Here is a 26359-nt window from a genome sequence, read left to right as displayed (position 1 = left end):
TTCTTTTATTATTCAGAGGATAACCCCACTATTCAAATCTGCGGATGCTCCCGCCTTAATAATGTCCAACCATCATCTTGAACAATCTTTTTCTCTTTCATCAAATGCCCTAAAGCACGTTTAAACGCGGCTTTGCTGATGTTAAACTTATCTTTAATCAACATAGCAGAAGATTCATCACTATACGGCATCTTACCACCACGGTTAAGAAGATATTCCATAATAATATCTCCATCAGATATGAGGGCCTTTTCCTTGGTAGGACGCATAGATACATTGATTCGGCCATCATCACGTTTAAAGGTAACGCGACCTTCAACCATCTCCCCAACCTTTAGTTTTCTCGTCATTTCTGAGCGATGTAAAAAGGCTATCCATCGTTCTGGAGTAATAAAGAATGCCCCATCACTAGTTAAGTTATAAATAGCGCCCTTAACTAGTTGTCCTACCTTAGCCTCTGTAGCGGCCTTAGAAGCACGACGCATTTCATCATCTACATCCATAGATACTGCAAATCGACCAGATTTATCAGTATATAGGCGAACCCAAACCTTTTCACCAACTTGAGGACGTCCACGCATCTCAGCATGGGGCATAAAGATACCACGTTCAGTGCCAACCTCAACGAAACAGCCAAAGTTTGTAGTGTTGATTACCTCAACATAGCCAATTTGACCTACCTTCATTGCAGGCAATCGCATAGAAGCAGTTAAACGTCCTTTTGGATCGCGATATAAAAATACCTCTACCTCATCACCAATAGCAACCGGAGATGTTTGTTGATCCTTATGAAGCAAAATATCATCATTTGTATTGCCTGTTTGACCATCTAGAAAGGCCCCTTGGTCACTAGTACGCAATACTTTTAATGTGGCAATTGTATTTTCCAACAATTCTGTAGCCATATTATACTCCTTCAAATGGAACTCGAACTGCATCATTCCACAATTCTTCTAAACCGTAGAATTCGCGCAATTCATCACCACCAAAGACATGACAAATAACATCGCCAAAATCAAGTAAAATCCATTCCCCTTCACGGTAACCTTCTCTGTGGTTGACTGTCATGCCCAATTCTGCTGCTTTATCTTCCATTTCATCAGCAATACTTTGAGATTGCTTGATATTGTTCGCACTAGCAATTAGGAAGTAATCACCTAACATAGATACACCTTCTAAATCGAGGATTTCAATATCTCTACCTTTTTTATCGAAAGCAGCTTGTGCTAATTGTAATACGATTTCTTTAATTTCTTCTTTATTTTTCATACTATTCCCCTTTTACCGTTTTTTACTACTCTCATCACCAGGTTCTGTTGGCTTTGTAATAGTCCCGCCATTATGTTCCGATTCTGGTGCAACCTTGGCTGTATTATTAGTTGGAGCTGTTACAAATTGTGTCATTTCATTAGCTGGTAAATTTCCCATCGTAATGCCTACTAATCGTTGTGCTTCAGTAGGATTTACCTTCCAATATGTCATATCTCCTACTAGCTCTTTTTCGCCAGGAAGAATGTAGAAATGGATTTCTTCCTTATTGATTTTGCTAGCATTATACACAAGCTTAATAGCATCTAATGTAGAAATATTACTATCATAATGATCCCAAATTCGCCAAATATGCCATGCATTTGTTAAGAAGAATGCATTATGCTCTTCTTCTACCCATAGTTTTAAAAAGCGTTCTTGTCGTTGTACACGTGTAAATGTATCATGTTTTGGATCAGAATATCGTAAATAAGCCAATGCTTTATCACTATCTAATGTTTGATAACCTCGTTGCAAATCTATATCTTTATTTCCGTCTGCATCCACGTGTTCCATAGTTTGTTCTACATAGATTTGTTGATTTCCTAATACATCATTCGTTTTTTTGAAAGCATTTTGGTTAACTACAACATAATATGGTATAGATATATGGAACATATCTTCGATAACAGCTTTTGTTAAATCAATACCACCTTTTTCATAGATGCTATTGAGCATTGTTGCATCAGTTTGATCTCTGTTATCAATTTTACTATTACTAGGGATACCAATAACATCCATAGTCTTTTGATCTAAATTAATAGATAACAAGAATAAGCTATCACTTTGACTTGGATTATTCTCATCAGTACCGACAACAAGAATATATAATGGTTTATCTAAGCCTTTTTGCTCTACAGATACAGTATTACCATCTTGTTTATTTCCATTATCTCCAGATGCATCAGTTGATTCGGTAGTACCTACAATAGCTCTATATGCATAAGATACGCCAGTATATAGACCGTATCCTATACCGCCAAGTAATGCTACTACAACAATAATAGCTAATATAATTCTAGGCCATTTAACAGATGACTTTTGTTGACGTCGTCTTCTTCGACGGCGAGCTCTTGCCCGTTCACGTTCTTCCATATATAAACTCCATTATTTACAAGATTGTAACACATCATTACGACCAAGAATGGTCAAAGGATAAATAGATTGTTTTTGCTCAATAAGATGAATAATAGTGTTATCAAAACCAAGCAATACAGCTTTATCTAAATTTTGTTCTGCCACTTTACGCAATTCATCAACACCTGGGAAATCTCGATTAGGTTCTATATAGTCTGCTAAGAATATAACTTTATCTAATTTAGACATATGTATCTTACCAGTCGTATGAACTCTAATGGCTTCCAAAACATCAGCATCAGATATGGAAAATTCTTGTTTAGCACGAATCATACCGGCTAGCCCATGTAAAAGATTACCACTGCTTAATAATTCTTGATCAGCCTCATAAGATTCAGCACTAACTAGCTTTTGCATTTCCTTCAGCGGAAGCTCCTTTGCACAATCATGCAACAATGCGGCTAATCTAGCCTTTTCCACATCAACGCCATAAAGCTCAGCTAAATGAGTGGCTGATTCAACAACGCCAAGAGTATGCTTAAAACGTTTTTTGGTCAACCATTGACTCACGCTAACTTGTATTTCATCAAATGATAACATCCTTTATTCCTTCCCATAAATATGGTTTTCTTCTATATACTCCACTACACATTTAGGCAACATGTACCGAACAGTTTTTCCAGAACGTAACCGCTCTCGCAAATACGTAGCAGATAATTTCATCTCAGGAACCTCCATAAGATGTATTTTTTCTCGTGCTTTTGGTCCTAAAATATCTAATGTTTCATCAATTGCACTAGATCCATCAGGTCTTGTAGCACCAATAAAGTGGACCTCATCTAATAATTCCTCAATAAATTTCCACGTTGGCAACGCACGAATTGTATCCGTTCCAGCTATAAAGTAAAATTCAACATTTGGTCCATATATAACCTTAAAATGTTGTATCGTATCAACTGTATACGAAGGGCCTTCACGACGCATCTCTACATCAGAAATTTCAAAATTTGGATTATCTGACACGGCTGCTGCTGTCATAGCATATCGATGATGACTATCTATTACATCATGTTGCTTATGAGGTGGTATCCGTGCTGGCACGAAAATAACCTTCTCAAGGTTAAAACTTTCACAAGCCACCTCAGCAATCATTAGATGCCCTAAATGGATAGGATTAAATGTTCCACCTATGATACCTATACGACGTTTCTCTACCATAATAATGTCACACCCTTAATGACAATGACACAAATAATGATAAATAAGAGCAGTGCTTTTCCATAGGATATCCATTCGTATCGACCTTTTGGGGTCTGAATATATCTGTAGTATGCCCTTATTAAGTAATATACTGTCTTCACTTTCGAACTTGGCCTTCTCCAAATACAAAGTATTTATATGATGTTAGTGCTTGTAATCCCATTGGCCCACGAGCATGGAGCTTTTGAGTACTAATACCGATTTCAGCACCAAAACCAAATTCAAAACCATCAGTAAAACGCGTAGAAGCATTATGATACACAGTAGAACAATCTACTAAGTTCATGAATACTCTTGCACGCATCGGTTCATCTGTTACGATAGCCTCAGAGTGATGTGTAGAATAACAATTAATATGATTGATGGCTTCTTCAAGATTTTCAGCAATACGTACATTTAAGTCCATATCGTTATATTCGGTATGGAAGGAATCCTCTGTTAAAGGAATTGTATTCTCCATATATTGAGCTACATCTATATCACCGTGAATGCGAACGCCATATTCTTGTAGAGCCATATCAAGACGTGGTAAAAATTCACCGGCTACCGCTTGGTGTACTAGCAATGTTTCCATAGAATTACATACAGACGGACGTTGTACCTTTGCATTAATTGCAATTTCTAATGCCATATCGAGATTCGCATATTCATCTATATATGTATGACACACACCACTACCGGTTTCAATAACAGGAATACTACTTTCCTCTACAACACGACGAATAAGTCCAGCTCCACCACGAGGAATGATGACATCAATATATTCACGTTGGTGTAATAATACACCAACCATATCCCGATCTAGAACTTCAACAAGTTGAATTGCATCTGGCGTAATTCCTAAAGATTCTAAGGTATTGCGCATAATAGTTACGATAATTTGGTTGGTATGGAAGGCCTCCTTACCACCACGCAGTATCGTAGCATTCGATGTTTTTAAACAAAGCACACCAGCATCAATTGTTACATTTGGACGAGCTTCAAAAATAATACCAATGACACCAAAAGGTACCGCTCTTTTTTCAATAGTCAAACCGTTAGGACGTGTAATTGTTTCTAGAACTGAACCAACTGGACTTTCAAGAGCAGCTACTTGACGAACACCTTCAGCCATTTGAGAAATGCGGCTAGGTGTCAATGTTAATCGATCTATCATGGTTTGAGGCACATTATAATCACCAGATTTATCTAAGTCTAACTGATTAGCAGCCATAATTTCATCGGCTTGTGCTTCTACAGCATCAGCGATTGCTAATAATGCAGAATCTAATGTACCTTGATCAATTTGAGCTAATTCAAAGGATGCCGCTTTAGCTCTTTGACCCATATCTTTACAAATTTCTTCATACTGGTTCATAGGATATCCTCAATGTAATAAAACTAGATTATTACGATGTACTGCTTCATCATAGGTTGTATTAATACCTAAAATTTGAGCTATATCATTTGTATTATGACCTTTAATGGCCTTCATATCTTCGATGCCATAGTTGATAAGTCCACGGCCAATTTCTTTACCATCATGATAAATAGAAATTGTATCACCAGGTCCAAATGAACCATCTACATCAATAATACCAGCTGGTAAAATGCTTGCCCCTTTATCTAATACAGCACGTGCACAACCATCATCAATAGTGATTGACCCTTTCAATCGTTTACCAAAGGCAAGCCAATGATGTTTACCTGATAGCCCAGCATCATGCGCTTCAAAGAGAGTACCAATTTGTTCGCCCTTACATACACGACGAACAGAATCTTCCACTTCACCAGATGTGATTACCATCGGTACGCCTGAGTTTGTAGCCATATGAGCCGCTTTAATTTTAGTATACATACCACCAGTACCCATGTTAGATCCTGCTCCACCTGCAATAGCATAGGTTTCATCAGTAATTTCAGAAACTGTTTCTATTAATGTAGCATCTGGATGAGTAGCTGGATTAGCTGTATATAATCCTTCAATATCAGACAAAATAATGAGCAAATCAGCATCTACAATACCTGCTACGGTAGCAGATAAAGTATCATTATCTCCGATTTTAAATTCTTCAATGGCAACCACGTCATTTTCATTAATGATAGGAATAACATTGAGTTGCAATAACGTATGTAATGTATTACGTAAATTAAGATAACTATGACGACCAGTACTATCTTCTTTTGTTAAAAGAATTTGACCTACTGTACGACCATATTCACGAAACATACGCTCATACATATGAATAAGGATGCCTTGTCCTACTGCTGCAGCAGCTTGTTTTAATACAAGGTCTCTAGGTTTTTCCTTAAATCCTAAAGGGGCCAGTCCAGCACCTGTTGCACCAGAAGAAACGAGGATAACCTCTTTACCTTGGTTAGCTAAATCTGATAGTTGGCGTACTAATCGTTCAATGCGTTCTAGGTTTAAATGACCATTAGCATAACAAAGCGTACTACTGCCTACTTTAACTACTATTCTTTTTGCGTTGATGATAGCACTGCGCATAGAATAACCTCCTAGGGCTAACAGGTTATGTAGACCCCCATATAATACATGTTAGTAATATGACGATTTATTTAGGTAGAATAATTTTAGGTTCTTTTTTAGCTTTATATAATACACCGTTAAAGCCGATAACTTGGACTAATTCAGCACCAAGCATATCAGCTAACTCTTGGAAAATCGTCTTATCTTCAGGGCTATTGTTGAGTAATTTTACCTTGATTAATTCACGAGCCATTAATGCTGCGCGAGCACTATCAATAACACTATTTTCTAAACCATTTTTACCAATTTGAACCACTGGTGGCATTGTTGCTGCCAAAGAACGTAAATACCGTTTTTGTTTTCCTGTCATTATTACTCCTACTCTTGGAATGTAAAGCGTTGATCGCCAATCACAACTTCATCACCGTCTTTACAACCTTTTTCTTTCAATTTAGCATCGAGCTCCATAAAACGCCAAATGCGTTGGAATCTACGAAGAGATTGATCATCACTTAAGTTTGTCATTGCCACTAAGCGTTCAATACGTTTACCTGTAATATAGAATGCAGCATCATCACCACGAGTGATAACGAATTCTACATCTGGTTTTGCTTCGTATACAACTGTATCATCAGTTGCTTCTGGTTCTGGTTCATAGTTTTCTACATAGTAGTAAGCGCGTTCCATGAGCTCTGGTAAACCTTCACCGCTTAATGCATTGATAAGGAATACTTCATATCCTTTATCTTCAAAATATTTTTTTGTATCAGGAATTGTTGTATCATCAAAGACCATATCAATCTTATTGAGTGCAACAATTTGCTTTTTATTGGCTAATTTTTCAGAATATTTACGAAGTTCTTCATTAATAGCATCAAAATCAACCTTTGGATCGCGACCTTCCATACCAGATACATCAAGGACGTGAATTAAAATATTAGTCCGTTCTACGTGACGCAAGAAGTTATGCCCTAGGCCAACACCTTCGCTAGCCCCTTCAATAAGACCAGGAATATCGGCTAATACAAAACTACGGTCTCCAGAGATTGTTACTACCCCAAGTACAGGTGTCAATGTAGTAAAGTGGTAAGCAGCTACCTCTGGTTGAGCTTTAGAAACCTTACGTAAAATACTAGACTTACCAACAGATGGATAGCCTAATAGACCAACATCTGCCAATACTTTAAGCTCTAGTTGTAACCAGAACTCTTCACCTGGTTCACCCTTTTCTGCAAATGTAGGTGCACGATTAGCACTTGTTTGGAAGCGTGCATTACCACGGCCACCACGACCACCTTTAGCAATAACAAACGTATCACCGTCGTTAACGAGGTCACAGAAAATTTTACCTGTTTCTTCTTCTTTAATTACAGTGCCCAACGGAACCGGGATAATAAGTGGCTCAGAACCGCGACCATGCTTATTGGAGCTTTCACCATTACCACCAGCAGGTGCCTTAAACTGACGTTTATATCTAAAGTCTACAAGAGTATTAATATTCTTGTCCGCTTTAAATATAACGTCTGCCCCTTTACCACCATCGCCGCCACTAGGGCCGCCATTTGGCACGTATTTCTCACGGCGGAAGCTAGACATGCCGTCCCCACCGTCACCGGCCTTAACAAAGACACGCGCTCTATCTATAAACATACTTTAACTCCTATGCATTATTGCTGTAATAACTCTAATGCTTTTTTAATTTGAATATCATCTAATGTACTAGATGGATTTACACCTTTTGGTAAATCCAGTTCTACATCAGGTTTAATACCAATGCCGTCAATAACACGGTCATTTGGTGTATGGTATTTAGCAATAGTTACCTTAACACCTTCATTATCAAGGCTAGGGTAAATTGTTTGAACTGTACCCTTACCATATGTATTAGTACCTAAAATAGTACCTAGTTTACGGTCTTGAATAGCACCAGCTATAATTTCAGATGCACTAGCAGACCCTTTGTTAACAAGAACTACTAATGGCATAGCTACGTCTGGACCATTAGACTTATAAACCTCTTTTTTCCCAGCTCTATTTTGTACGGTTACTAATGTTCCTGGAGGCATAATATAGTTAGAAATCTTTTCTGTAGTAGATAATAACCCACCAGGATTATCTCGAAGGTCTAAAATTAGTTCCTTCATACCTTGAGCTTGCAATTCTTTAAATTGTGTTTCAAAATCATCAGCCGTATTTTCAGCAAATTGACTAATACGAATATACCCTACTGTACTTGTGAGCATTTTGCTTTTAACAGTAGGTAACACAATGGATTCACGGGTAATATCAAAGTGCAATTTTTCACCATTACGCTCTATATCAAGGGCAACAACGGTACCAGCCTCGCCGCGAATTCGAGAGGATGCATCTTCTACAGTAATATCGCTTGTGGATTGACCATCAATAGCAATAATATGATCACCAGGTTTTATGCCCGCTTTGAAAGCTGGTTGATCTTCCATAATACTAACTGCATATAAACCTTTATCATCATGACCAAGAACCATGCCTACACCTGCATAAGTGCCAGATGTTTGCATTTTCATGGACTTAAATTCGTCAGCATCTAAATAAATACTATGGGGCTCTCCCAAAGAGCCAATTAAGCCTTTAAGCATACCATCATAAAGGGTCGCTTTAGACATCGGTGTCATAAAGACTTGACTCGCAGCATAGTAGGCTACAAATAGTCTTGGTAATCCCCAGAATGAACCAGATAAGTACCAAAACGTAAGCCACATAATAACGATGCCGGAGCCTATATATTTCAATAGACTCCATAACACCGTACGTGTATCAAATTTCATATTATAAATATCCCATAGGATCAACAGGATCCCCACTTATACGAACTTCAAAATGTACGTGTGGCCCAGTACTATTACCAGTGCTACCAGCATAGGCAATAACTTGACCTTTAGATACATCTTGTCCTTCAGAGACAGCAAGCTCAGAATTATGGCCATAAAGGGTGGACATACCATTACCATGGTCGATAACTACAGCGTAACCATAGCCACCCATCCAACCAGACCAAACAACAGTACCTCCATCAGCAGCATGAACTGGTGTACCTTCATCAACACCAATATCAATACCGGAATGGTAAATCGTTGTACCCCAAATTGGATGTGTACGATAACCATATGGTGAAGTAATTTCACCACTTACAGGCCAACCAAGTTGACCAGACCCTTGTACCCAAGAGTAGCTTGGTGCAGACTGTTGAGCCGCAGCTGCCGCTGCTGCTGCACGAGCTGCCGCACGTTCAGCTTGGCGAGCTTTCAATAATGCTGTAATTTGAGCGGAAGAAGCATTAAGTTCTTCCACTGCTTGCATTGCAGTAGCACGATCATTTTGTGCCTTCTGAAGAACTACCTCCCGTTCTTTTTTCTTTTGTTCAATTTCAGCTTGTTTTGCTACAGCAGCTTTTTCAAGCTCTACTAGCTTAGCTCGAGATTGCTCAAGAGCCTGTTTACGTGCCGCAATTTCAGCACGTTCTTTTTTAATTTCATCGATTAACTTGATGTCAGAATCAATGATGCGTTTTAAGATTTCTAATCGATTTGCAAAATCGCTAAAATCTTTAGAGCCAATGACAACATCTAAATAACTTAGACGTCCATTGATATAAATATCTCGTACACGCTTATAAAATACAGATTCTCGTCCTTCTAAGCGTTTTTGTGCTTCTGCGAGTAACTTTTCATTAACAGTAATATCATTTTCAACGGCCACACGTTGTTGTTGAATAGATTCTAACTGTTGTTGAGCCTGACGTAGTTGCTCTTCAATTTGTCGCAACTGTTCAGATACACTTACAATGACAGTTTCTGCATCAGCTTTGATAGAGTTTTGTTGATTAACTTGTTGTTGAATTGAATCTAATTGATTCGTTAAATCCTCATCTTCGGCAACGATATATAGTGGTGTTCCCAGTACCACCATACCTGTTAAAATTGTTGCTACGAGGCGAGATTTGATTGTGTTGTATTTCATAAACATTACACCTTCATGTATTGTTTTAAAGAAATCGTACTACCAATAGCACCGACTATAATACCGCCACCTAGAATATAGATAGCCACATCATAGAAGAATGGGAACATTGGTACTAATGGGAAGAATGCTAAGGACTCAGAAACTTCCATGGTAATGAAATGGTAAAACTCACCTACACAAAGTACGGCAATTACAGCCCCTACTAAGCCCAATAACATACCTTCGATCAAGAATGGCCAACGAATAAAACCATTGGTTGCACCAACATATTTCATAATGGCAATTTCTTTACGACGGGCGAATACAGTCAAGCGAATTGTATTAGAAATGATAAATAATGTAGCTGCTGCTAAGAATGCGATTAATACAATACCACCAATTCTGATTACTTGAGTAATGCGGAATAGTTCTTCTACAATATCTTGACCATAATGTGTACTTTCAACACCTTGGAATGTAGTGGCTAATTTAGCTGTAGCCTTAACATCACTTGGGTTATCAAAGGTTAATACATAAGAGTTTGGCAATGGATTTACATCACCTAATGCATTTACTAATTGTTGTTGATCACCGAGGCGTGCTTTGAATTCCTTCATAGCTTGCTCTTTATTAACAAACTCTAAATGCTTAAGATTTGGTATAGCTTTAATTTGCTTACCTACCGCCATAATTTGGTCAGTTGTTAACCCATCTTTTAAATAAATACTCAATTGAACTTGGTTTTCTAAACTAGATGCCATGTTATTTAGATTGATAACACCGCAAAGGAATACACCAAGCATAAATAGAGATAAAGCCACTGTAGAAATAGATGCTAACGTCATAAGACCGTTACGCTTCATAGATTTGAGGGCTTCTTTAAAAAAGTATTTCAATGTTCTAGGCTTCATTAATTTCTGCACCTCTCATATTATCACTTTGAACGCGACCATCTTTAAGACGAATAACACGTTTATTTAAATACGAAACAAGATCCATATTATGGGTAACCATAATAACAGTTGTGCCAAAATTATTGATATGCTTAAACAAATCTACAATACCTTTACTTGTATCAGGATCTAGGTTACCAGTCGGTTCATCAGCAATGAGTACAGATGGACGATTTACAATAGCGCGAGCAATAGCAACACGTTGTTGTTCACCACCAGATAGATCCTCTGGTAAATCATTTGCTTTATCAGACAAGCCAACAAGCTCTAGTACATGACTCACCTTTTCCTTAATTACCTTTGGTTTTTCTTCAATTACTTCAAGAGCAAAGGCAATATTTTCTGATACCGTTTTGTTTGGTAATAAACGGAAATCTTGGAATACAACACCAAGTTTTCTACGTAATTTTGGAATTTTACTACGCTTCATACGCGTAACATCAAAATCATCAACAATGACAGTACCAGAATCAGGTACCACTTCATGAGTTAACAATTTAAATAGAGTTGATTTCCCTGCACCGCTGTGACCACAAATGAGGACAAATTCGCCCTCATTTATAGTTAAACACACATCGTCTAATGCAACAGAACCATTATCATAGACTTTACTAACATTCTTAAATTCAATCATGGGATCCCCTTTGATTATTTACGAGTGATTACACGTTTTACTGCTTCTACAATGTCTTTTGCTGTCAAACCATATTTAGCCATCAATTCTTTTGGTGTACCACTCTCCCCAAATGTATCTTGGACACCAACGAATTCCATAGGAACAGGCTTATTAGCCACAACAACTTCAGACACAGCAGAACCAAGACCACCAATGATATTATGTTCTTCTGCTGTTACAATAGCACCTGTTTCAGTAGCTGCTTTTACAATTGCCTCTGCATCGATAGGCTTAATAGAAGCCATATTGATAACCCGAGCAGACACATTAGATTCAGCTAATGTTTTAGCCGCCTCAACAGCAGGTCCAACCAAGGCACCACAAGCGATAATTGTTACATCAGAACCGTCTACTAATGTAGTAGATTTACCAGGTACGAATGTATAACCTTCCGCAGTTACATCATCTACACCAGCACGGCCTAAACGAACATATACAGGACCTTCATAAGATGCAGCCCATTCAACTACTGCTTCTGTTTCACGTTCATCTGCAGGTACTACTACAGTCATATTAGGTAAAGTACGCATACAAGAAATATCTTCCAAGCTTTGATGTGTAGCACCATCTTCACCTACAGTAATACCAGCATGAGTAGCACATACTTTTACATTCAATTTTGGATAACATACAGCATTCCGAATTTGTTCAAATGCACGACCTGTTGCAAACATAGCAAAGGAAGAAACAAATGGAATTTTGCCTGCTGCTGCAAGTCCGGCACCAACAGAAATCAAGTTTTGTTCTGCAATACCTACATTAAAGAATCGATCAGGGCAGACATTTTTAAATGTATCAGTTTTAGTAGATTTAGATAAATCTGCATCTAATACGATAATATTTGTATTTTCTTTACCAATGCGAGCTAACGCATTACCATATGCTTCACGTGTTGCTTTACCCATTATTGTACCCCCATAATTTCATTAACAAAGGTTTCACCTTGCTCTGCACTAGGCGCTTTACCATGCCAACCTGCTTGGCCTTCCATTTCAGCTACGCCTTTACCTTTTACAGTATGCATTACGATACAAGTTGGACCTTCTGTGAAAGCTTTAGCAGATTCAATAGCATTATGAAGTTCATCAAGATCATGACCATTGACTTCAATAACATTCCAATTGAAAGCTTTAAATTTCTCAGGAATTGGCAATGGAGAAAGTACTTTAGTAATATCACCATCGATTTGAAGGCCATTAAAATCAACAAAAGCAGTCAAATTATTGAGTTTATAATGACCAGCAAACATTGCTGCTTCCCATACTTGACCTTCTTCAAGCTCGCCATCACCTAAAATGGAGTAAACGCGATAATCAGCATTGTCAATTTTGCCTGCCAATGCCATACCACATGCGGCAGAAATGCCTTGGCCTAAGGAACCTGTAGACATATCTACGCCAGGAGTATGTTTCATATCAGGATGGCCTTGTAACATATGGTCAATTTTACGTAAATTCAAAAGTTCTTCTTTAGGGAAATAACCTTTTTCAGCCAATGTAGCATATAAAGCAGGAGCTGCATGACCTTTAGAAAGGACAAAACGATCTCTATTTGGAGCTTTTGGATTTGCTGGATCTACATTCATTTCTACATAGTACAACAAGGCCATCACATCAGCGATAGATAAAGAACCACCTGGGTGACCGGATTTTGCTGCCGTTACAGACTGAACAATACTAACGCGAATAGCTTTTGCCTTCTCTTGAACTAGTTGTTTAACATCTTGTGTTAATGTAGCCATAGAGACCTCACTTTCTGGATTGGATCCAATATATTAATAATCTTTAAGTAATGAAATAGCGATTTCTGCATTGCGTTGAGAGTTTAAACGCAATGCTTCAATACGATCATAAGAGGATTGATACTCTTCTCTGGAATTTAAGAGCTTATGACATCGCTGATATAGCGCCTCTTCTCTAAGATGTGTCATTGTTCCTATTGGTTCCTGACCGATCATATGTAAGAAGCTTGTAATTTTAGGATCGTAGGAAATACCAATAACAGGTTTCCCCATTAAAGAGCTAAATACTAGAGCATGAAGACGTATACCAATCATTAGATCCACATTCCCCGATAAGGATACTTGTTCCTCTGTAGAGAATGGGCCTTCAAGAACAATAGCCCCCTTTGGCATATAACTAGCGATAATTTTAGCTTCTTTTGTATCCTCTGGATGAGACATAGGAATAAAAATAATTTCTACCTCATCTTGCTCTTGTAATCGGCTCAACACATTGGCTAATGATTCACGATATTCTGTATCATCTTTCCAACTACGAACAGCAACACCAATTCGTTTTGGATTCTCTATAGATTTAGGTAGTTTAGATGTATAGCCTTCTAAAATACGTTTACCAATAGACAAATCTGTCGGTTGCATAGCCAAAACAGCATCAGCTGTAACCTCTACATCTTTAATTCCTAAGGACTCTAATTCAGATTTTGAAATAGAATCACGAACTGTAATGGTATCCACAAATCGCAATATAAAGCTAACAGCTCTTCGTGTAGAGGGACGATTTAAAGGCCCAATACCTTGAGAGTAAAGCATTACCTTTTTTCCCATCATTTTAGCTAAAGCCATAATACTTAAATAGTAATATGTATTACGAATACTTGTAGCATCTTGTAAAAGACTGCCTCCACCACTGATCACTAAATCAGAATTGGCAATTGCCTTTAAAATACCAAATGCGGAAAATGTCCCCACTGCATGAATGTTATGTTTTTTGCTTGTCTCTGTAGGATTACCAGAAATAACCGTAATATGCGCATCTGCTTCCTCTTTGCGAATGGCATCGATAATGGCACAAAGCATTGCTTCATCGCCAGCATTACCAAAACCATAATAACCAGAGATAACAATATTACTCATGGTCAACCTCCCGCGCTTGGAACCATTGTGTTACATACATCATGAAACGTACAGCAATGATAAGAAGCAAACCTAAGAGAGCACCAATTAATAAACCATCATATCCACGCATAATAGACATGAATACAGGAGTTCTAATATGACAGAATGTTTCAACCATTGAAGCTATGCCGATAACACCTGCAATAGTTAATAAGAAATGGATTACTGTAGGCCATTTACGTAAGAATGCAAACGTAGCCAACATTAATGCTGGGTGACCAATAATGAACTCTTTTTCTCTAGGTCTTGCATACAATGTATTTTCAAGGAAACGACGAAGCATAAGTTCAAATCCTGGTACAGGAACACCTGCTGTATGACCACTGCGGCCAACAAATACCCATGCCACGCCACCAAGAGCAGCCATTACAAAGAATACGTAAAATTTAACATCCATTGTTAAGAATTCAACTACAAATTTCTTTGCTTCTTCTTTAGAGTTAATCATACGACCTTTCCACAAAGGGAAACGTTGTAAGTACGCGATGATCACCAATACAATTGGAAGTACAAATGTTAACTTAACACCTCTAAAGATAGCAAATTCCATAAAGAATTTCGTATTTCCTAATAAAGATGCAATATACATACCGCCAATAGCCGCAAATAATGCAGCAATTACGAGATAAAGCACTGCTAATACAGTAGATTTAATAGCACCTAATGGACGAGCTCCATCATAACGACGCCATTCCTCCATCAAGCGAATCATGGCACCTACAGGAGCCATAATAGCACTAGATAAAGCCCAGATTTGAGTAATCAATGTACCACTTGTAATGATGAATAATACTACAGATACAAGGGAAATGCCAAAGAATGCTACCAATTGTGTATGTTTACGCATTGGAACTAACATTTGAGCAACATAAACGAATAGCGCAATAGCACCAATCATTGTGATGACTACTAATAAAGGATTTGGCGTATAAGGAGGATAAATATCAGCAGGACCGAATTCATAACCTTTAGTAGATAATTTTTCAGTGGTCATCCCAATATAGTTAATAGTTGTTTGTAATACTGTTTCATTGTTTACACCTGTTTCATACATAGGGAATAAGTTAAAACGAATATTACGTTCAATATCACTAATATAGAATCGTTGAGCTGCTTCTTCTGGAGTGATTTTCTTTAATTCATCCTTAGCAATTGTATATACACGGCCCACACTATAATTATCTTTAGCAGCCATTTCCAAAAAACCTTGTTGTGGCTCATATTGAAGTTGGTTAACGGCTTCAATACCAACTAGAGGAATATGATTCTTATGTAATAGTTCTAATGTTTCATCCGTTAAATCAGGAGCTCCTAGGGCCTCTTTACCAGCAAAGATCATACCTGTTACATGTGGAATTCCTTCAAGACGCTTAAACACATATTGGAGGTCATCTGATGTTACATTTCTGTAGTTTGTAGGACGAACTATAACATTAAATCCACGATTAGCAACTTCTTGAGCTTGTAGCTTGGAAATACCAAGATTCATTTTTAGATAGCTATCAGCGGTAGCACCATATAATTCAAGGACCGGACCAATACTAGTATTAAGCTCTTTAACTTTATCTTTACCAATACGATGATACAAGTCTTCGCGAATTTCTTTATAATAGCCTTCTTTACCTGAAATTAATGCTACATAGGTTGCACCATGTTTAACGGATGCCCCATTAATACGCACTGCATCCATCTCTTCGGAGCTTAACACCTTAACTTGACCTGCATCTTTAGCTTTTTCTAAGGTACGATCATAAATGGCAAATGCTGTTACACCTGCATTACGAAGTGCATCAAAAGCCTCTTGTTGACTACGCTTTTCAAAGGCATTAGCTCTTAGAACAGCATCATAATCTACGATATTTTCAATATGATTTTGAGATTTTTCAATCTGATGGCGTTCAAATACTAAATATAAAGAGGATACAAGTCCCACTATAATACAGAGTATTAGAATCCAAGAGTACTTACTTTTTTGTGTATTCCGATGATTCACGATAAATCCTTTCTAATTAAGTACAGGTTTAACTTTGATGTGAATTTCACCATTATCAACAGTTAAGCTTTCAGCTTTCACAGGAATTGGGAAGTTATTAAAGTTATAAACTTCTGTAGCCTCTAATACATTAGATGTCAAACCTGGGATAGTAGCACCATTAATGGTGAACTTTTTAGGTGCAAATAGTAAAGTATTATCCTTTAATTCTAAGTTGCCATCTAATTTAACAGAACCTTTAAATACCATACCAACATTCATGTTACCAGTTAAGCTGATGTTATCTTTATTGATGTTTACTTTTACATCTTGAATTTCACTACCAGCTTGAGTGCTTAAGAATTTAGCCAAATCTTCATTAGTTACAGTACCTTCGATACTAGAACTACCTACACTTACTACATCAATTTCTTGGCTAGCCAATAATGAAATTGGATTTACAAGAATTTGTGTTGCATCATAATTGAAGTTTGCAAAGTTTAATTTACCAAGTTTTACATCATCTAAAGAACCATATACATGATCAGCTTCACCATAGAGTAATTTAAATCCTGGTTGAGACTCAACATTTACCGTTTGAGCAGATGGTTTTAGTGAATCATTTAACTGTTTTTCAATACGGGAACTAATATAAGAAGGTAATAAAAATTGAGTTGCTGCTGCTAAAGCAATAATCAGCACTAATAGGAATAGTAAAAACTTTTTCATAAGAACTCCTAAATTGTTAAATTCGCTTCTTTTTTCAAGAAACCTTCCATAAATTGATCTAAATTACCATCCATAACGGATTGTACATTCCCTGTTTCAACCCCTGTGCGATGATCCTTAACGAGATTATATGGGTGGAATACATACGACCGAATTTGACTACCCCATTCAATCGCTTGATAGGTACCACCAATTTGCTCTTTAAGTTCTGCTTGTTTTTCTAATTCTAATTCAAATAATTTGGCGCGCAATAATCGTAATGCTTGTTCCCTATTTTGCATTTGAGAACGTTGAGTTTGACACTGTACTACGATACCTGTTGGTCTATGCGTCATACGTACAGCAGAATCAGTTTTATTAATATGCTGACCACCAGCACCGCTAGCTCTATATGTATCTACTTGTACATCTTTCATATCAATATTAATTTCTACTGTATCATCAATTTCCGGCATTACATCAACAGCAGCAAAGGATGTATGACGACGTGCAGCAGCATCAAATGGTGAAATACGTACTAAACGATGTACACCTTTTTCAGATTTCAAATAACCAAAAGCATTTTCACCTTTAATTAAAAATGTAGCAGATTTTGTGCCCGCCTCATCACCTGGTTGTTCATCCATCAATTCAATAGAGAATCCTGCTTTTTCAGCCCAACGCAAGTACATGCGAATTAGCATGGAACACCAATCTTGTGCCTCTGTGCCACCTGCACCGGCATGGAATGTTAAAATCGCATTATTAGCATCATATTCACCACTAAGCAATAAAAGAACTTCTTGTTTCTCTACAGTTTCTTCTATTTGTTGAACATAATCCTTGATTTCACCTTCTAGAGAACAATCATCTTCCTCTATTGCCATCTCAAGCATTACATTAGCATCTTCAATATCACTAACAAGTTGTTTATAGCTTTCTACAGCATTTTTCAATTGTGTGGCTTCTTGAGAAATCTCACGAGCCTTGTCTGGGTCATCCCAAAATGTAGGGTCGCTCATTTGCACATCAAGTGTAAAGATTCGATCTTCTTTCTGAGCGATGTTAAAGTGAATCCCTCATTCCATAAATACGTTCTTCTAGATTAGAAATAATAGGTTTTAAATCTTCTAACAATTTATGTTCACCACCTTTAACTTATTAGCTTATTACATCGATAAACTATCACCTTAATAAAATAGAAAAATGGCCGTTGCCCAGAAGGAAATCCCATTGAGCAACGTGCCATTCACAAATCTTAATCTATGTTTTGTGGCTCCAACACATCTTCATGATGGGGTTGTGCACCTTCTAAGTGGTCAACTGGTTCTTCAATTTCTTGAATCAATTGTGCACGAATTTTGTACAACGCCATGATTGTTTCATCTTGGATAGCAGCAATCATGTTTTGGAACATATCAAAGGCTTCAAATTTATATTCCACCAATGGATTTTTTTGGCCATATGCACGAAGGCCGATACCTTCACGCAACATATCCATATTATCCAAATGTTCCATCCATTTGTTATCAACAACGCGCAACATAATAGCCTTTTCAAGTTGGCCAAACATAGCATCACCAAGCATATCAACGCGATCTTGATACTCAGCATGAGCAATTTCAAGCAAGCGTTCTAATAATTCTTGACGACTATATTCTTCCATATCTTGAGGAGTCATAATATCTTCGGTTAAGAAATATTGACTCAAGTGCTTGTAGAGACCTTCGTAATCCCATTCTTCTGGATATAATTTCTCATCTGCATAAGCATCTACAGATTCAGTAACAAGTTTATCAATCATTTCATTGATTGTGTCACGTAAGGACTCATTACGTAAAATACGACGACGTTGTTCGTATAATACTTCACGTTGTTGATTCATAACATCATCATACTCGAGTACATATTTACGAATATTATAGTTATGATCTTCTACTTTCTTTTGAGCACGTTCAATAGATTTAGTAATCAAAGAATGCTCAATAGGTTCATCCTCTTCCATGCCAAGTTTATCCATAATGCCTGTAATATTGTCAGCACCAAAGATACGCATCAAATCATCTTCTAAAGATAAGAAGAATTGAGAGGAACCTGGGTCACCTTGACGACCAGCACGACCACGTAACTGATTATCGATACGGCGACTTTCATGACGTTCAGTACCTAAGATGGCCAAGCCACCTAATTCAGGTACACCTTCACCTAATGTAATATCAGTACCACGACCTGCCATGTTTGTAGCAATTGTTACCATGCCCATTTGACCAGCATTGGCAACAATTTCAGCTTCTTTTTCATGATGTTTAGCATTCAATACTTTATGTGGTACGCCTGCACGTAATAACATATCTGAAAGCTCTTCAGATTGTGTAATAGATGTAGTACCAATCAAAATAGGTTGACCAGTTTGATGTCGTTCTACAGCATTACGTACTACGGCACGATATTTAGCAGCCTTAGTTTTAAAGATTTGATCTGGCAAATCTACACGGGCTAATGGTTTATTTGGAGGAATAGGCAATACTTCCAAACCGTAAATATCGATGAATTCTTTTTCCTCAGTCTTAGCTGTACCAGTCATACCAGCAAGCTTTTTATACATACGGAAATAGTTTTGGAATGTAATAGAAGCCAATGTTTGACTTTCACGTTCAACCTTCAAGCCTTCTTTAGCTTCGATAGCTTGATGTAAGCCATCAGAATAACGACGACCAAACATCAAACGACCTGTAAATTCATCGACGATAACAACTTCACCATCTTTAACTACGTAATCAGTATCGCGATGCATCATAGCATAAGCACGTAAAGATGCACCAAGTAGATGGTTTAACTCGATGTTTTCTGCATCATACAAGTTTTCAACACCAAGCATTTTTTCGACTTTTGCGATACCAGAATCAGTAGGTGCAATAGTCTTTTGTTTTTCATCAATTGTATAATCTTCATCTTTTACAAGATGAGGAACAATTTTAGCTAACTTGTAGTAATTATCTGTGGAACGTTGACCAGGACCAGAAATAATTAATGGAGTTCTCGCTTCATCGATAAGAATAGAGTCAACTTCATCGACAATTGCGTAATTCAATGGACGTTGTACCATTTGAGATACATCAGATACCATGTTATCGCGCAAATAGTCAAAACCAAACTCATTATTTGTACCATATGTAATATCACATGCATATGCTTCTTTACGTTGGTTATAATCGAGATTAGCCACAATAAGACCTGTAGAAAGGCCTAAGAAGTTATATAAACGACCCATTTGTTCACTATCGCGAGTAGCCAAATAATCATTTACTGTAACAACATGTACGCCGTTACCTGTCAATGCATTTAGATATACTGGCAATGTAGCAACTAATGTTTTACCTTCGCCAGTACGCATTTCTGCGATATTACCTCTATGAAGGCAAATACCACCGATCAACTGCACATCAAAATGACGCATGCCTAACACACGTTTAGATGCTTCGCGAACTACAGCAAATGCTTCTGGCAAAATGTCGTCTAACGTTTCCCCTTTTTGCAAACGACGTTTAAACTCATCGGTTTTTGCTACTAAGTTAGCATCACTTAATTTAACATAATTCGGTTCAATTTCATTAATATGATCAGCAATAGCACGCATTTTTTTAATTTCTTTTGCGTTATTATTGCCTAATAGCCTTTGTAAAAAGCTTAACAAACAAATCACTCCTCTATAGGACATCTTACATTATTTTATCTAATTTATTATAACGAAAATGCCTTGAATAGTCAAAGAATTCAAGGCATTTCACGATTATTTATAGCATTTTATAAAAAAGGTGGATGACTCAAAATGGTCATCCACCTTGATATAATAATCGGCTGATTTAAAAAGTAGAAAGGAGTTAGGATTATTGTCAGCCGATATTATAGGTTATTGTAATTCTGGCTCAATCAAACCATAGAATCCATCATGTCTACGATATACTACGTTCATTGCTTCTGTTTCAGCATTGAAGAACATAAAGAAGTCATGGCCAATAAGATTCATTTGTAAGATAGCTTCTTCTACATCCATAGGACGTACTGCAAAGTGTTTCCGTTTTACAACTTCGATAGTTTCCTCTTCTACAGGAGCTGCTAAAGCTTCAGGATGGAAAGCTTCTTGTTTTTTGAAGCGTTTTGCTAAACGAGTTTTATGTTTATGGATTTGACGTACGATCTTGTCTATTACTAAATCAATAGCTGCATACATATCATCGTTTGTTTCTACACCGCGAAGAACGATCTTATCAACGAAGCATGTAAGTTCAACAGTAGATTTATCTTTAACAACGGATAAAACCGCTTGTGCATCTAACTCATCATCGAAGTAACGAGTTAATTTGCTCAATCTTTTTTCGATGTATGCTCTTAGAGCATCTGTCACTTCAATGTTTTTACCTCTGATTGCTACTTTCATAAGTCAACACCCTTTCTAAAAATCATCCACGAGATACGAGTGTGTAGTAATTTTTTACTTATCTCTCGTGTTATATTTAGTATTTCTACATCAAGGTATAAAACTCCTCTTTTTTTCAAAAGAATTTTTATATTTTTTGCAGAATTATAAATATTATTTCCAGTAACAATCGAAAAACTCCAATATCATGCGATATCGGAGTTTCTTTATATGTTGCTTTTATGTATTTTTTGGTATGTTATTACGCTTTTACAACGTTAGCAGCTTGAGGGCCACGGTTACCATCAACGATATCAAACTCTACATTTTGACCTTCTGTCAAAGATTTGAAGCCTTCGTCTTGGATCGCAGAGTAATGTACGAATACATCGCTACCGTCTTCACGTTCAATAAAACCATAACCTTTTTCTGCGCTAAACCATTTTACTTTACCTAACATGGTAATTTCCTCCTAAAAATATATTTTTTGTCTTACTGTCTTGCTCTATATCTGTATCATAACACAGCATGTATAAAATATCAAACAATAATATTAACGCTTTTAATGAATATACAAATATATCTTATTGATAATTCATCCCCTAAAAACTACTTTAAAACCTTTATTTATCTATATTATAAATATTTCCGAACAGCACATTAAATTATTACATAATTTTATAATCATAAAATTATATGAATTAAAAATTATTACTCCAAAATATATATGTATAAAATATTTATATATCACAAATATTTATGGCGATAATCGTATTTTATAGATTAAGAAAAGCCTAAAAGCGCTTATTTACAAGGGTTGAACAGATACGGATAAAATAAGTCATCAAATATATTAATAGATATAAATCGATTCATATATTAAGAAATTTAATATCTACAAATTTGGTTATCTTTAAAAATACAAAAAAAAGGAAGCAAACTCTGAATTTCAGAACTTACTTCCTTTTATGTTAGAAAATATTATTATAAAATTTTCGACAAGAACAATTTTGTTCGCTCATTTGTTGGAGCATCAAATACCTTTTCAGGAGTATCATCTTCTAAGATTAATCCACCATCAACGAATAATACGCGGTCAGCTACTTCTTTAGCAAAGCCCATTTCATGAGTAACAATAACCATCGTCATCCCTTCTTCTGCGAGAGACTTCATTACATCTAGAACCTCACGAACCATTTCTGGATCGAGTGCAGATGTAGGTTCATCAAATAGCATAACTTTTGGTTTCATCGCTAGGGCACGGGCAATAGCAACACGTTGCTTTTGACCACCAGATAAGGAATCAGGATATGCATTAGCTTTATCTCCTAACCCAACGCGATCAAGTAAAGCTTGTCCGATTTTCTTAGCTTCATCACTAGAAGTTTTACGAACCTTAGTTTGAGCTAATGTTAAATTTTCCATTACAGTCATATGTGGGAAAAGATTAAAGTTTTGGAATACCATCCCTACTTCAGCACGAACTTCATTGAGTTTAGACTTATCAGAAAGATCCATACCATCTACAATTACCTTACCAGATGTAGGCTCTTCTAAGTAGTTCATAGTACGCAATACTGTACTTTTACCAGAACCAGATGGACCAATTATAACGACAACTTGACCTTTTTCTATATGTAAATCAATGCCCTTTAATACTTCATTTTTACCAAAGGATTTATGTACATTTTCTAATTTAATCATTTAATGCTATATTTCCTTTCAAGGTAACCAACTAATTGTGAAATTGTTACTGTCATAATAAGGTAAATAACAGCAACTGTACCCCAGATTTCAAAGGATGCATACGTTTTAGCAATGATTAATTGACCACGACGTGTCAATTCTTCGAAACCAATTACAGAAACCAATGAGGAGTCTTTCAACATAGCAATAAATTCATTACCCAATGGTGGGATAATTGCTTTGAAAGCTTGAGGCATGATGATATAACGCATAGTTTGACCCCAAGTTAAACCAAGAGATCGACCTGCTTCCATTTGACCTTTATCGATAGACTGGATACCAGCACGGAAGATCTCAGACACATATGCACCAGAGTTAATACTACATGCGGTAACAGCTGCAATAAATGGATCAATACGTTGTCCTGTAATCATTGGCAAAGCAAAATAAATCAAGAAGATTTGTACCAATAACGGTGTACCACGAATGATATCTACATAACATTTTGCTAATAATCTAACTACAGTAAATTTAGATAAATTTGCTAAGGCTACTAATAAACCGATAAAGAAACCACAGCCAACAGACATAGCTGTAATTTCTACGGTTACAAGTGCACCTTGTAATAAGAGCGGTAAATTATCCGCAATTAACCCCCAATTAAAACTCATGATCTCTCCTATTATTTAAATTCTACCACTACTGGCATATCAGCAGGTGCATCTACATTAAACCATTTTTTATATAATGTATTAAATTCACCATCAGCCTTCATATCTGCAATTGCTTTATTGATTTGTTCTTGTAAATCTTTATTATCTTTATTAATTGCTAAGCCCAAATATTCTTTTGTATTTGGATATGCCATAAATTTAATATGTTGATCTGGATGTTTAGTACTGTAATATTGAGCCACTGGCAAATCAATAACAGTTGCATCAGCACCACCATTTTGTAATTCTAACAAAGCTTCATTACTATGGTCAAACTCTTTTACAGTAGTACCTTCGATTTTATGGGCTAAATCTGCACCAGTAGTACCTAGTTGAGCAGCAATTTTCTTGCCTTTAAGATCGTCAAGAGATGTGATATTTGCGCCATCTTTATATACTACAGCAAGGGCATTTTCATAATATGGAGAAGAGAATAATACCTTTTCACTTCTAGCTTTGGTAATCGTCATACCAGATGCAGCTACATCAATATCATGTGTATTTAAAGCTGGAATCAAAGCATCAAAAGCAACATTCTTAAGCTCTACATCTTTATTGATACGTTTACCAATGGCACGAATTAAATCAATATCAAAGCCTGTGTAGTCTTGAGTTTTTTCATCTTTAAATTCAAATGGTACAAATGTGGCATTAGTACCAACAATGAGTTTATTAGAAGTTGTTTGTGTAGAAGATCCACAACCGCCAATTACAGTACCGGCCATTACTAACATACAACCACCAATGATTAATTTTTTTAACTTGCTATTTAACATCGAATCATCCTCATTTACTAAACTAACTATTTTTATTCCACTAGTATACCACTTAGTATAATTATGTCAATAATTTTGTATAGAATCATCCTAAATATCAATTAATCACTATATTTATATTTTATTTTTATACACTGATTGTATATTTATAACAATAATGTATAAAAACTTTCCCATAAGAATCGGTATTTTCACCATTTTTAAATATACAGATGTATAAAAAGAAAAAAGCACATGAGAAAAGCCTCATGTGCCCGCATACGGCTGACCTGGTCTTTGCCCCCACACTCGCCTGCTGGAGGGTTCGCTCATAAGTCCGAGACTCCCCACTACTACCCCTCTCGGTTTTACCGGCAGGACTTACACCTAAGCCGCACCATGCTCACAACCCCTTGGGTTGCTTATGTGGATCGTTTCGCCTGCGACTGGCATCGACTTTCAACCACAGACCCGTATAGACGTATTATAAAGAATAACACTATACATGTCTAGATTTATAATTATATATACATTCTTAAAATAAATAAGGCCTAACGATTAAATTATATTTCCGAACATAGCATCGTTCAGTTCTCATTGAAATGAGAATAAATTTTGCAACCCCTTTTTTGGTATGTATAGAAAATTGTCATAGAAAACCTAAAATATTCTTCATATTATTTTAATATTTATAAAATTAGTTTTTCTAGGTACTATATTTAGTACATTCTTAAAATGTCAATTATTTTTAGTATGCCAAATATGAATACAACATGTATAATAGAACATACGTATCATACACAAAATATTATTTATGGTGTATAATTTGTATACTATTAAATAAGAACGGCCTAAAGTTGTACGATATGAACATAAGTACGAGGGGTTGTACCATATGTTCTACATGTTAGTTAAAGGGGTTTATTATGTTTATGTTATCATTAATGCAACCATCTGGGTTGTACGAACTGGAGAAGGACAGTTTAGAAGCCATTAGCGCTCAGCTTTTGCAGATGATACAAATGAAAAGCTATCATCTGTACACTCATTCTATCCAAGTTTCAAACTATGCAGTTAGTATTGCTGCTAAAATGGGTTTACCATTAAATGAAATTGAACAAATTCGCCATGCAGCATTACTTCATGACGTAGGATTATTAATGGTACCTAATGCATTAATCCAAAAATCTCCATATCTTAATAAACAAGAAATGTCCAAGTATAAGCAACATGCTGCAAGTGGTGCGAATATGATCGAAAACTACCCTTGCTGCCAACAAATCTTGCCTTATATTCGTTACCACCATGAAAAATGGGATGGCTCTGGTTATCCAAAACATTTACGAGGTGCTAATATTCCATTAGGAGCTCGAATCATTGCTGTAGCAGATTACTATGATACAACAGTTAATCCTTCTACTGAATTTTGGGCGAAAACAAAAGCTAAAGCAAAAGAAGAACTCTTT

The 26359-nt window shown here is 36.5% G+C and carries 26 protein-coding genes; 1 reads left to right on the top strand and 25 read right to left on the bottom strand.

Annotation, left to right across the window (positions count from 1 at the left end; all coding sequences use genetic code 11):
- Positions 1-32 precede the first annotated feature (32 nt).
- From QZR70_RS03110 to QZR70_RS02990, 25 genes are all read right to left on the bottom strand, one after another.
- Entirely contained in the window at positions 33-905 is an 873-nt protein-coding gene (locus tag QZR70_RS03110) for a S1 RNA-binding domain-containing protein (RefSeq protein ID WP_295793040.1), read from the bottom strand.
- 1 nt (position 906) lies between these two features.
- A complete protein-coding gene (gene rsfS, locus QZR70_RS03105; RefSeq protein WP_005386808.1) occupies positions 907-1269 on the bottom strand; it encodes a ribosome silencing factor in 363 nt (120 codons plus the stop codon).
- Between the two features lie 12 nt (positions 1270-1281).
- Complete coding sequence (locus tag QZR70_RS03100; protein ID WP_295793038.1) at positions 1282-2403, bottom strand: LCP family protein; 1122 nt, start codon at positions 2401-2403, stop codon at positions 1282-1284.
- Positions 2404-2415: 12 nt separating this feature from the next.
- Positions 2416-2985, bottom strand: a complete 570-nt coding sequence (yqeK, locus tag QZR70_RS03095) for a bis(5'-nucleosyl)-tetraphosphatase (symmetrical) YqeK (RefSeq protein WP_295793036.1) — start codon at positions 2983-2985, stop codon at positions 2416-2418.
- Positions 2986-2988: 3 nt separating this feature from the next.
- A complete protein-coding gene (gene nadD, locus QZR70_RS03090; protein WP_119206729.1) occupies positions 2989-3603 on the bottom strand; it encodes a nicotinate-nucleotide adenylyltransferase in 615 nt (204 codons plus the stop codon).
- Between the two features lie 139 nt (positions 3604-3742).
- A complete protein-coding gene (locus QZR70_RS03085; RefSeq protein ID WP_295793034.1) occupies positions 3743-5002 on the bottom strand; it encodes a glutamate-5-semialdehyde dehydrogenase in 1260 nt (419 codons plus the stop codon).
- 9 nt (positions 5003-5011) lie between these two features.
- Positions 5012-6133 carry a glutamate 5-kinase gene (gene proB / locus QZR70_RS03080; protein ID WP_227721312.1) on the bottom strand — a complete coding sequence of 374 codons (1122 nt, stop codon included), beginning with the start codon at positions 6131-6133 and terminating at the stop codon, positions 5012-5014.
- Positions 6134-6200: 67 nt separating this feature from the next.
- Positions 6201-6485 carry a ribosome assembly RNA-binding protein YhbY gene (yhbY, locus tag QZR70_RS03075; protein ID WP_005386817.1) on the bottom strand — a complete coding sequence of 95 codons (285 nt, stop codon included), beginning with the start codon at positions 6483-6485 and terminating at the stop codon, positions 6201-6203.
- 8 nt (positions 6486-6493) lie between these two features.
- A complete protein-coding gene (gene obgE / locus QZR70_RS03070) occupies positions 6494-7765 on the bottom strand; it encodes a GTPase ObgE (protein WP_005386821.1) in 1272 nt (423 codons plus the stop codon).
- 17 nt (positions 7766-7782) lie between these two features.
- Positions 7783-8922, bottom strand: a complete 1140-nt coding sequence (locus tag QZR70_RS03065) for a S41 family peptidase (protein ID WP_295793032.1) — start codon at positions 8920-8922, stop codon at positions 7783-7785.
- Between the two features lies 1 nt (position 8923).
- Positions 8924-10114, bottom strand: coding sequence for a murein hydrolase activator EnvC (locus QZR70_RS03060; protein WP_295793030.1), 1191 nt, complete (start codon positions 10112-10114; stop codon positions 8924-8926).
- A 5-nt stretch (positions 10115-10119) separates the two neighbouring features.
- A complete protein-coding gene (ftsX, locus tag QZR70_RS03055) occupies positions 10120-11007 on the bottom strand; it encodes a permease-like cell division protein FtsX (protein ID WP_005386828.1) in 888 nt (295 codons plus the stop codon).
- The gene (ftsE, locus tag QZR70_RS03050; RefSeq protein ID WP_119206734.1) at positions 10997-11683 is read right to left on the bottom strand and encodes a cell division ATP-binding protein FtsE; all 687 of its coding nucleotides are present in this window, start codon (positions 11681-11683) and stop codon (positions 10997-10999) included. The genes ftsX and ftsE overlap by 11 nt, the downstream gene beginning before the upstream one ends.
- Positions 11684-11697: 14 nt before the next feature.
- Positions 11698-12630 (bottom strand): transketolase family protein, encoded by a 933-nt coding sequence (locus tag QZR70_RS03045; protein WP_005386832.1) that lies wholly within the window; start codon positions 12628-12630, stop codon positions 11698-11700.
- Entirely contained in the window at positions 12630-13466 is an 837-nt protein-coding gene (locus QZR70_RS03040) for a transketolase (RefSeq protein WP_119206736.1), read from the bottom strand. The genes QZR70_RS03045 and QZR70_RS03040 overlap by 1 nt, the downstream gene beginning before the upstream one ends.
- Before the next feature lie 33 nt (positions 13467-13499).
- Entirely contained in the window at positions 13500-14600 is a 1101-nt protein-coding gene (csaB, locus tag QZR70_RS03035; RefSeq protein ID WP_295793027.1) for a polysaccharide pyruvyl transferase CsaB, read from the bottom strand.
- Complete coding sequence (locus QZR70_RS03030; RefSeq protein WP_295793024.1) at positions 14593-16635, bottom strand: DUF5693 family protein; 2043 nt, start codon at positions 16633-16635, stop codon at positions 14593-14595. Before QZR70_RS03030 ends, csaB begins: the two co-directional genes overlap by 8 nt.
- Positions 16636-16647: 12 nt before the next feature.
- Positions 16648-17343 (bottom strand): LmeA family phospholipid-binding protein, encoded by a 696-nt coding sequence (locus QZR70_RS03025; RefSeq protein ID WP_295793022.1) that lies wholly within the window; start codon positions 17341-17343, stop codon positions 16648-16650.
- A gap of 8 nt (positions 17344-17351) precedes the next feature.
- Positions 17352-18459, bottom strand: a protein-coding gene (gene prfB, locus QZR70_RS03020; protein ID WP_295793020.1) for a peptide chain release factor 2 whose coding sequence is annotated in 2 segments (ribosomal slippage) — positions 17352-18401 and positions 18403-18459 — 1107 coding nt in all. Because the reading frame shifts where the segments join, the coding sequence is not laid out codon by codon here.
- A gap of 121 nt (positions 18460-18580) precedes the next feature.
- Entirely contained in the window at positions 18581-21016 is a 2436-nt protein-coding gene (gene secA, locus QZR70_RS03015; RefSeq protein ID WP_126413452.1) for a preprotein translocase subunit SecA, read from the bottom strand.
- A 216-nt stretch (positions 21017-21232) separates the two neighbouring features.
- Entirely contained in the window at positions 21233-21760 is a 528-nt protein-coding gene (raiA, locus tag QZR70_RS03010) for a ribosome hibernation-promoting factor, HPF/YfiA family (protein ID WP_005386845.1), read from the bottom strand.
- A gap of 241 nt (positions 21761-22001) precedes the next feature.
- On the bottom strand, positions 22002-22199 hold the full coding sequence (locus QZR70_RS03005; protein WP_005386847.1) for a cold shock domain-containing protein: 198 nt from the start codon (positions 22197-22199) through the stop codon (positions 22002-22004).
- Positions 22200-22723: 524 nt separating this feature from the next.
- Complete coding sequence (locus QZR70_RS03000) at positions 22724-23443, bottom strand: amino acid ABC transporter ATP-binding protein (protein WP_005386848.1); 720 nt, start codon at positions 23441-23443, stop codon at positions 22724-22726.
- Positions 23440-24096, bottom strand: a complete 657-nt coding sequence (locus QZR70_RS02995; RefSeq protein WP_105089103.1) for an amino acid ABC transporter permease — start codon at positions 24094-24096, stop codon at positions 23440-23442. The genes QZR70_RS03000 and QZR70_RS02995 overlap by 4 nt, the downstream gene beginning before the upstream one ends.
- Positions 24097-24107: 11 nt before the next feature.
- Entirely contained in the window at positions 24108-24914 is an 807-nt protein-coding gene (locus QZR70_RS02990) for a basic amino acid ABC transporter substrate-binding protein (protein WP_105089102.1), read from the bottom strand.
- Between the two features lie 905 nt (positions 24915-25819).
- Between QZR70_RS02990 and QZR70_RS02985 the strand changes: the two genes are divergently transcribed.
- On the top strand, positions 25820-26359 hold a 540-nt coding region (locus QZR70_RS02985), incomplete at its 3' end, for an HD-GYP domain-containing protein (RefSeq protein ID WP_295793016.1).

This window comes from uncultured Veillonella sp. (assembly GCF_900545205.1).
Taxonomy (GTDB): Bacteria; Bacillota; Negativicutes; order Veillonellales; family Veillonellaceae; genus Veillonella.
Note: the sequence above shows the minus strand (reverse complement) of the source record. Positions and strands in the feature narration are given on the sequence as shown.